11 protein-coding genes and 1 pseudogene are annotated in these 7634 nt (G+C 37.9%); 7 read left to right on the forward strand and 5 right to left on the reverse strand.

Translation table 11 applies throughout. The features are described 5' to 3' along the window. On the forward strand, window positions 1-180 hold a 180-nt coding region (locus tag ACFINO_RS08605), incomplete at its 5' end, for a hypothetical protein (protein ID WP_375655455.1). Window positions 181-186: 6 nt separating this feature from the next. Beyond that, the gene (locus tag ACFINO_RS08610; protein WP_375655456.1) at window positions 187-1230 is read left to right on the forward strand and encodes a tyrosine-type recombinase/integrase; all 1044 of its coding nucleotides are present in this window, start codon (window positions 187-189) and stop codon (window positions 1228-1230) included. 122 nt (window positions 1231-1352) lie between these two features. Here the strand turns inward: ACFINO_RS08610 and ACFINO_RS08615 are convergent. The 5 genes and pseudogenes from ACFINO_RS08615 to ACFINO_RS08635 all read right to left on the reverse strand — a co-directional run bounded on the left by ACFINO_RS08615 (window position 1353) and on the right by ACFINO_RS08635 (window position 4440). Further along, window positions 1353-1798, reverse strand: a pseudogene (locus ACFINO_RS08615) (XRE family transcriptional regulator). A 49-nt stretch (window positions 1799-1847) separates the two neighbouring features. Next, window positions 1848-2435 (reverse strand): AAA family ATPase, encoded by a 588-nt coding sequence (locus ACFINO_RS08620; RefSeq protein WP_375655457.1) that lies wholly within the window; start codon window positions 2433-2435, stop codon window positions 1848-1850. A gap of 44 nt (window positions 2436-2479) precedes the next feature. Next, window positions 2480-2896, reverse strand: coding sequence for a hypothetical protein (locus tag ACFINO_RS08625; RefSeq protein WP_375634036.1), 417 nt, complete (start codon window positions 2894-2896; stop codon window positions 2480-2482). A 99-nt stretch (window positions 2897-2995) separates the two neighbouring features. Further along, a complete protein-coding gene (locus ACFINO_RS08630) occupies window positions 2996-3418 on the reverse strand; it encodes a hypothetical protein (RefSeq protein WP_375634034.1) in 423 nt (140 codons plus the stop codon). 11 nt (window positions 3419-3429) lie between these two features. Then, entirely contained in the window at window positions 3430-4440 is a 1011-nt protein-coding gene (locus ACFINO_RS08635; protein WP_375635066.1) for an alanine-zipper protein, read from the reverse strand. 205 nt (window positions 4441-4645) lie between these two features. On the opposite strand from ACFINO_RS08635, the gene ACFINO_RS08640 reads away from it, so the two are divergent. The 5 genes from ACFINO_RS08640 to ACFINO_RS08660 form a co-directional block, all read left to right on the forward strand. Then, on the forward strand, window positions 4646-5212 hold the full coding sequence (locus tag ACFINO_RS08640) for a hypothetical protein (protein WP_375634031.1): 567 nt from the start codon (window positions 4646-4648) through the stop codon (window positions 5210-5212). A gap of 74 nt (window positions 5213-5286) precedes the next feature. Beyond that, window positions 5287-6135: a phage recombination protein Bet gene (gene bet, locus ACFINO_RS08645; RefSeq protein ID WP_375655458.1), complete on the forward strand. Its 849-nt coding sequence runs from the start codon at window positions 5287-5289 to the stop codon at window positions 6133-6135. A gap of 1 nt (window position 6136) precedes the next feature. Further along, window positions 6137-6760: a lambda exonuclease family protein gene (locus ACFINO_RS08650; protein WP_375655459.1), complete on the forward strand. Its 624-nt coding sequence runs from the start codon at window positions 6137-6139 to the stop codon at window positions 6758-6760. A 119-nt stretch (window positions 6761-6879) separates the two neighbouring features. Then, a complete protein-coding gene (locus tag ACFINO_RS08655) occupies window positions 6880-7098 on the forward strand; it encodes a hypothetical protein (RefSeq protein WP_375618906.1) in 219 nt (72 codons plus the stop codon). 6 nt (window positions 7099-7104) lie between these two features. Further along, window positions 7105-7634, forward strand: a 530-nt coding sequence (locus ACFINO_RS08660) for a phage integrase central domain-containing protein (protein WP_404977963.1), incomplete at its 3' end; no start/stop codon positions are given.

The raw sequence follows: 7634 nt of genomic DNA on the forward strand, positions 1-7634 counted from the left end.
GCACGAGCTTTAAGAGAAGCAAAAAAGCAAAAATGCGAACTCATAGAAATCAAACCTACCGGTGAACTGCTTATCTATCTTAAAGCAGATATTCCAATACCAAATTCAGTTAGCCACCCAGACAAACTTTTAGATTTGTCAAAGAATGAATATTACGAAACCGCACTCTCTAAGATGTAAAATACCATGCCTAAACCACGTCCTCCTCATCTCGTTAAACAAATTACTCAACATGGCAAAATTGTATGGTATGTACGTATTGGTCATGGACCACGCATTAGAATACGCGGTACCTATGGAACGCAAGAGTTTGTTGATAACTACAAAAGCGCACTTGCCGAGTTACAAGGGCTTATACTTCCTAAATCCAAAACCGGTAAACTTGTTGAAGGTTCATTTGCATGGCTGCTTAAACAATACTTTAACAGCTCTAATTGGCATAGCTACTCTAATACTACAAAGAAACAAAAAGAATACATTCTTATGAAGATATGCGACTCCATAGGAAATATTCCATACCAAGCAATTGAAAAGAAACATATTATAGCCGGTGTTGAACGGCGTAAAGAAACACCAGCAATGGCTAGAAACTTTCTGAAAGCCCTTAATGGACTTTTTAATTGGGCAATTGATCAAGGTCTTTTAGAAAATAATCCAACAACAGGAGTAAGAAGACCAGCTCTTAACAACAAAGATGGATTTGTTGTTTGGACAGAAGAAGATGTTGAGAAGTATTATCAAAGATGGTCCCATGGTACCCATGAACGCGTTTGGATTGATGTCCTTTTGTATACGGGTTTGCGTCGTGGTGATGCGGTCCGCATTGGCTGGAAAGATGTAAAGAATAACATCATTCATCTTAAAACAGAGAAAAGTAAATTCCAAACAGATGTTTTTCTTCCCATTTTACCGGAATTAGCCAAAACGCTTGAAGCAGGTCCTATTGGAGCAGAAACATTCATTTGTGGTAAAGAAGGTAAAAAACTAGTTAAAGAAAGTTTTGGCAACCTTTTTCGTGAGGCTTGTAACGTAGCAGAAATCAAAAAATCAGCACATGGCTTGAGAAAATTAGCAGCAACACGCGCAGCTAACTCTGGTGCAACAGTATCACAACTCAAAGCAATTTTTGGCTGGACAGATGACGCTATGGCATCTCTTTACACAAAGAGCGCAGACCGTAAAAAACTTGCTCTTGAAGCCATAAAAAAGCTTCAAAAAGATGAGGGATAGAGGCAAAAAAACTCAATAGAATCAAGATTCACCTATTCCCTCATATTAGACATAACTATTTTATTTTACTTGCTTTTTATTTGCTCTCATCGCCCACCATATAGCTTTATATTCCTATTCAGTTATTGATTCTTCATATATTTTTTAAAGATTAAGGGATGCCTAAATAAAGTTAGGGGAATATGGTTTTTACTCTTTCCTTTACAAAGCGCATTCTTTTTGCCAGCTTTCTCTAACAATTTTTTAATAGTTCTAAATCTTCTTGTGAAATAATGTTTATCAGTCTAGCAAACATACCAACAGCTTCACATCTAAATGTATCAGAAGACTTTATAGTGAAACTTTTACAACAAGAATCCGATTCTCTTTTCAAAATTTCTGCTACCTCTTGATCTAAATCATAGAGTTCAATGATCTTTTCTTCCATGCCAATAGGTAGAGATTTTTTGCTAATCTCTACAGAAGATAAAAATGATACAGATATGTCTAATTTCTTAGCCATATCTAAGAGACGTTCGGAGTGATCAATACGAAGTTTGCGTAAAGTTTTACAAAAGGGTGTTAGCATTTAAATAAAACTCGTAAGAGTATAAGCTTTACGGCATAAACTGAGAAAATTATCCACCAATAATATGTTTCACGCAATCAGCAATGTGATTTACTTTCTTTGCATTAGCAGCAACTCCATTAAATTTTTTTATAATCCAATCATCTCCTGTTCCAAGGTGTGTAATCCATGTTTTTTGAACAATAGGCTCAACAGCCCTCACAGTTTCTTCAGTAGATGTAGTTAATTCCAGAAATCTTTCACAAACAATTCGAGGCGCTTCAAAATCATTTGCTTCATTACGTACGGTAAACAAATTATCGTCGTTAATAAGATAAGGGGAATGCGTCGAATAAATTACTTTATTGCCCTTTATGCTCGATAAAGTTTGTAAAGAGCTTAATATTTTTCTCTGTGGGTGAATATGTAAATTATTTGCTGGCTCATCCAATAAAAAAATTATTCCATTTTTGCTTCTATGCCTGCGAACTTCTGTAAGGACTTTAAAACAAAAAAAACAACTAAACCCTTTACTTCTCTCATGTAAATAAAAAAAGAGGTTATTTGCTTTAATTTGTAAACAATAATCTACAAAACCACTATTAGATTTTTCTATTATACAATCATCAAAAAGGCTCTTCCCTTCAGTAATATCCACCCAACCTTCCTTCACTACTGACTTCAAATAACCATTGATCAATCCTATACGCTGCTTAACAGCATCGTTGTCATCACAATCAACAATATCTTCCTGAAAACCAATACCAAGATTTTTTTCTTATTTTGTACTCGATTGGATGAGCCATAAACATACCGACATGCTTGGCTCGCATCTCCAAGGCAAGTATGGGGATTGTAAGTATTTGTGAACATGTTCCATGTTTCTTTCCACCAGTTACTGCCAGCAGGTATTGTCTCATAAGTATAGCCATTGCCGCTAATAATTCTGCTTACAAAGTCATATCTATTCCCATCAAAACCAATAGTGGTTTGTTTGCCATCACTCACATAACCTAACAGACCGGATGCAACTAAAACATTAGCCGCTGGTCCATGGAAATTGATCGTTGTATTGCCAGCTACATCATTTACACCTTCTTGTTTGAAAGAATTCATCATAATTAAAGCCTGTCAAACTGCCACAACTATGGGCATCAAAATGCAATCCTGTGTTACCATAGCGAGACATTAGATCTTTTGCTTCTTGTGTTGAATTGGTCAATCCCAAAAAAGTCTGCCTTCCAGAAGCTTCTGATAGCCCGCGACCAGAAGTTCTGAGATAGCAGAATTGGCTTCTGGGAACACAACAAAATAAAGCGGTGCATTTTTATCCTTCGCATATTGAACCGCATAAACAGCAGCTTCCTCTGGTGGAGTAAAGATGCCATTAAAGGAGACATGAACCTTGCCATCAGAACCTTTTTGTAAATTCTGTTGTTTTTCATCCGTTAAATAATGATATTGCAGCTGTGGGTTTCCATGACTGTCTCTTATAGGATTTCCATTTTCATCGGTTGCATAGATCACATTGCCATTTTCATCGTGATCCACGGTAGCTAGATGACAAGAAATTGATTTATAATGATAATTTACTGTTTTGTATGTTGATTGAGAGTCTCGAATAACGTAAGATTCTCTCATTTCAAACCTGCTTATCTTGAATCAATCAAAATCATTCCCTTGCACGTCAAAAGCGGGATGAATGTGTGGATCAAATTTGTATAAGAAAGGATTAAAAAATGGCTCTTATGAACCGTCGGATTGTCCGAAACATTAAAGCCGATCTCATTATTATTAGTGAGGGTTAGTATAAGATAAATATAATAATCCTTGCCTGCTTCAAGAGGTTTTGTAATAAGAAAACTCACACCCTTTGTAAGACGGTGCAAGGTGTACCTATTCCCATGCTCTCCACCATGATAACAGCGAAAAAATGCGCCGCTGTTGATTATAATACCTCTTCTTTTTTGCAAATCCGCTTCCCGAATTCTTTGTGGTTGAACAAAACGCACATTCTCTAAAAAATAAGTAGAAAAAGAATTTACACTACCTTCAAGAAAAGAAAGACTGTCACTGTTCCTCTGTGCCTTCTCTTGAACTTCTGTCAATGCACTTTTTGCTTCTTCCGCTAAAGCTTTTGCCTCAGAGGCGGCTGTATTCGCAGAATTTGTCGTTGCTGTAACCATGTCTAATGAACTCTTGACCTCTCCAAGCCCTTGCTTCGTCGTATCAGCTTCTTCTTTTGCTTGCTCCGCAACACTCTTCGCTTCTTCTGCTGTCGACTTCGCAGTCTCGGCTACTTCCTTGGCTTCTTCTGATAAACTTTTTGCACTCAAAGCGGTTTGGCTTGCATGATCACTCGTGGATTTTGCTTCATTGGCTATTGTTTCTAAGCCTTCTGCTTTAGATTTTGCATCGCTAGCCTCTCTTAGTGCTTGATCTACTTTCTCTGTTACACTCTCTGCTGCACTTTTCGCCGCTTCCGCCAAACCCTTCGCTTCTGAAGCTGTTTGCGAGGCTTGTTCCACTCCTGTTTGCGCCGATTCGGCAACTCTCTTAACAGAGGAAATGGAGGCTTTAACTTCATCACACGCATCCTTTGTCTGTTCTGAAAGAGCCTTTGCCTCTTCTGATGTGCTTACCGCTGTCTCTGATTGTGACAATGCATTGAATTATAATGATAATTCACTGTTTTGTATGTTGAATGAGAGTCTCGAATAACGTAGGATTCTCTCATTTCAAAGCTGTTTATCTTGAATCAATCAAAACCACTCATTTGCACATAACAAGTGGGATGAGTGTGTGGATCAAATTTGTATAAGAAAGGATTAATGACAATAGAAGAATCTCAACTGGAGAAAAGACCAGATGAAAAAATACGAGCTCACTGATGAAATAAAAGAATTTCATGATACAAGAACCGATAAAAGTAAAAAACTTTATCGCATACGTGCATTAAGAGATTTTAGAAATATTAAAAAAGGTTACTTAGGCGGCTATATACAAAAAGAAGACAACCTATCGCATGAAGGCGATTGTTGGGTTTGGCATAAAGCTATAGTTTATGGTGACGCTAAGATTTTCGGCAATGCACAAGTATTTGAACGCGCAAAAATTACAGGCAGGGCGCGTGTTTATGAAAATGCAAAAGTTTGCGGTGGAGCATATGTTGAATATGATGCGCAAATTTACGGCAATGCACAAATTTATGGTGAGGCTCGAGTTTTGGGCCATGTTTATGGCAATGCCCGTGTCTATGGAGATGCTTATATAAGTGATAAAGCACACATTTCCGGAAATATAAAAATTCTAGATGGAGTATATATTTTCGATAATGTAAATATTTCTGGTAATCTTGAAATTCGTGGACGCAATTCAATCATCTACGAAAGTGACTATTCAGCAAGCGATATAAGCTACATAAGCCGTTTCTAACACCGAAAAACCAATTTTTAAACACCAGCGTGATTCACGCCACGGGTGAATTGCGCGCAATGTAGGAAATCAAGATGACAAATTCCACTTTTTTAAAAGAAATGGCAGAAAAATATGGATTTTCTGCTGAAGAATTTCGAACCACAATCATAAAAACTTGTATTGGAGATAAAAATGCTAATGTCATCACTGATGCAGAATTTGCCGTTTTTCTTTTTGTTGCCAATACTTATGGACTTAACCCTTTAACAAAAGAAATCTATGCTCTCCCTAAAAAAGGCGGCGGCATCATACCCGTTGTTTCTATCGACGGTTGGATAAAGATCATCAAATCAAATCCTGACTTTGATGGCATGACCTTTCAAGATCAACTCAATGATGATGGGAATATCATTGCTATCAAATGTGCTATTCGTCTCAAAGGCATTAAAGACCCTATCGAAGTCACCGAATATCGCAAAGAATGCGAACAAGAAAAAAGTGAAGCATGGCAAAAATATCCAGCACGTATGTTGCGCCATAAAGCCACTATACAATGTGCTCGCTATGCTTTCGGGCTTTCCGGTATTTATGAAGAAGATGAAGCAAAACGTATCAATGAAACAAACCATAACCTACAAACGAAGTTAGTTTCTTATGATGTGCTTACGCAAATCAAACAATTAATAAACATCACTCAAACAGAAGAAGAAAAAGTGCTTGATTATGCACAAGTCGACAGGCTTGAAGATCTTCCTGATGAAGTAGCACAAAGTATTTTGGATGTTTTGCAAAAGAGACAGCATGAAAAAGAACAATCTTTCCTACAACAAAAGCAAATAGAGGCGCCTATACAACAAATAGAGGCGCCTATACAAGATGCCGAATATATTCACGTCCAAGATATAGAATATGCACCACAAGAACAAAGAACGGCGGTGTGAGATGGAACAAAGAACAGCAGAATGGTTCCAAGCACGCTTGGGTAAAGTCACCGCATCAAACATTTACAACATACTCAATAAAACTACAAAAGGATTGCCTACGAGCAAATATGAAGACTACAAAATCAAACTCATAACAGAGCGCTTAACAGGCGAAACAAGCCCCTATTATGAAACTGAAGATATGAGATGGGGTATTGAACATGAAGATGATGCCTTGAGAGAATATGGCTTCATTTATGATGCCAATATAACAAAGTGCGGCTTTATCCAACACCCCACAATAGAAATGGCGGGGGCTAGTCCTGATGGTCTCATTGGAGAAGACGGTTTAATCGAAGTCAAATGCCCGAGATCAGTAACACATATGCGCTTTTGTATAGGTGACGAAATCAAACCAGAATATCACGCACAAATGCAATTCCAAATGGCTTGTACAGGACGAAAATGGTGTGATTTCGTAAGCTATGACCCACGTTTTACGGGGGAATTCTTTCACTTGCGCATGAAAGTCAAGCGTATTCTCCGTGATGATCAACAAATTGAACAGATCAATCAAGCTGTTGAAACCTTTTTAGCAGAGATAGAACAAGAGATACAACAACTCTCAACAAAAGCTGCTTAACCTTATGGGGGTGTTTTGTTCCCCGCATATCTACGAGCACCCCCACCCTTCTTAACACTTTCAAGTAATGCGTGATTCACGCCACACGTGAATTGCATCTCAATGTAAGGAGAAAAGATATGGCGCCTCGTAAAGCTATCATAACGCAAGCAGACATTGCACGAGCTTTAAGAGAAGCAAAAAAGCAAAAATGCGAACTCATAGAAATCAAACCTACCGGTGAACTGCTTATCTATCTTAAAGCAGATATTCCAATACCAAATTCAGTTAGCCACCCAGACAAACTTTTAGATTTGTCAAAGAATGAATATTACGAAACCGCACTCTCTAAGATGTAAAATACCATGCCTAAACCACGTCCTCCTCATCTTGTCAAAGAAGTCACACGTCATGGTAAAATTATATGGTATGTACGTATTGGTCATGGACCACGTATTAGAATCCGCGGAACCTATGGAACGCAAGAGTTTGTTGACAACTACAAAAGCGCACTTGCCGAGTTACAAGGGCTTATACTTCCTAAATCAAAAACTGGTAAGCTAGTCGAAGGTTCATTCGCATGGCTCCTTAAACAATACTTTAACAGCTCCAATTGGCATAGCCTTTCTAAAGTCACCCAAAAACAAAAAGAACTCATCCTTATGAAGGTATGTGATAGCATAGGAAACATTCCATACCAAGCAATTGAAAAGAAACATATCATAGCCGGTGTTGAACGGCGCAAAGAAACACCAGCAATGGCTAGAGACTTTCTACAATCCCTAAATGGGCTTTTTAAATGGGCAATTGAACAAGGACTTTTGGAAAATAATCCAGCTTTAGGAACAAAAAGACGCCCCCTCAAAAACAAAGAGAGATTTCCTGTTTGGACAGA

The organism is Bartonella sp. AA83SXKL (assembly GCF_042196965.1).
Classification (GTDB): Bacteria; Pseudomonadota; Alphaproteobacteria; order Rhizobiales; family Rhizobiaceae; genus Bartonella.

Excerpts from the sequence above, each read along its gene's own strand:
- ACFINO_RS08655 (WP_375618906.1), top strand. The coding sequence starts at position 6,880 with ATGGCGCCTCGTAAAGCTATCATAACGCAAGCAGACATTGCACGAGCT.
- ACFINO_RS08630 (WP_375634034.1), bottom strand. The coding sequence starts at position 3,418 with ATGAGAGAATCTTACGTTATTCGAGACTCTCAATCAACATACAAAACA.
- ACFINO_RS08650 (WP_375655459.1), top strand. The coding sequence starts at position 6,137 with ATGGAACAAAGAACAGCAGAATGGTTCCAAGCACGCTTGGGTAAAGTC.
- ACFINO_RS08610 (WP_375655456.1), top strand. The coding sequence starts at position 187 with ATGCCTAAACCACGTCCTCCTCATCTCGTTAAACAAATTACTCAACAT.
- ACFINO_RS08625 (WP_375634036.1), bottom strand. The coding sequence starts at position 2,896 with ATGATGAATTCTTTCAAACAAGAAGGTGTAAATGATGTAGCTGGCAAT.
- ACFINO_RS08640 (WP_375634031.1), top strand. The coding sequence starts at position 4,646 with ATGAAAAAATACGAGCTCACTGATGAAATAAAAGAATTTCATGATACA.
- bet (WP_375655458.1), top strand. The coding sequence starts at position 5,287 with ATGACAAATTCCACTTTTTTAAAAGAAATGGCAGAAAAATATGGATTT.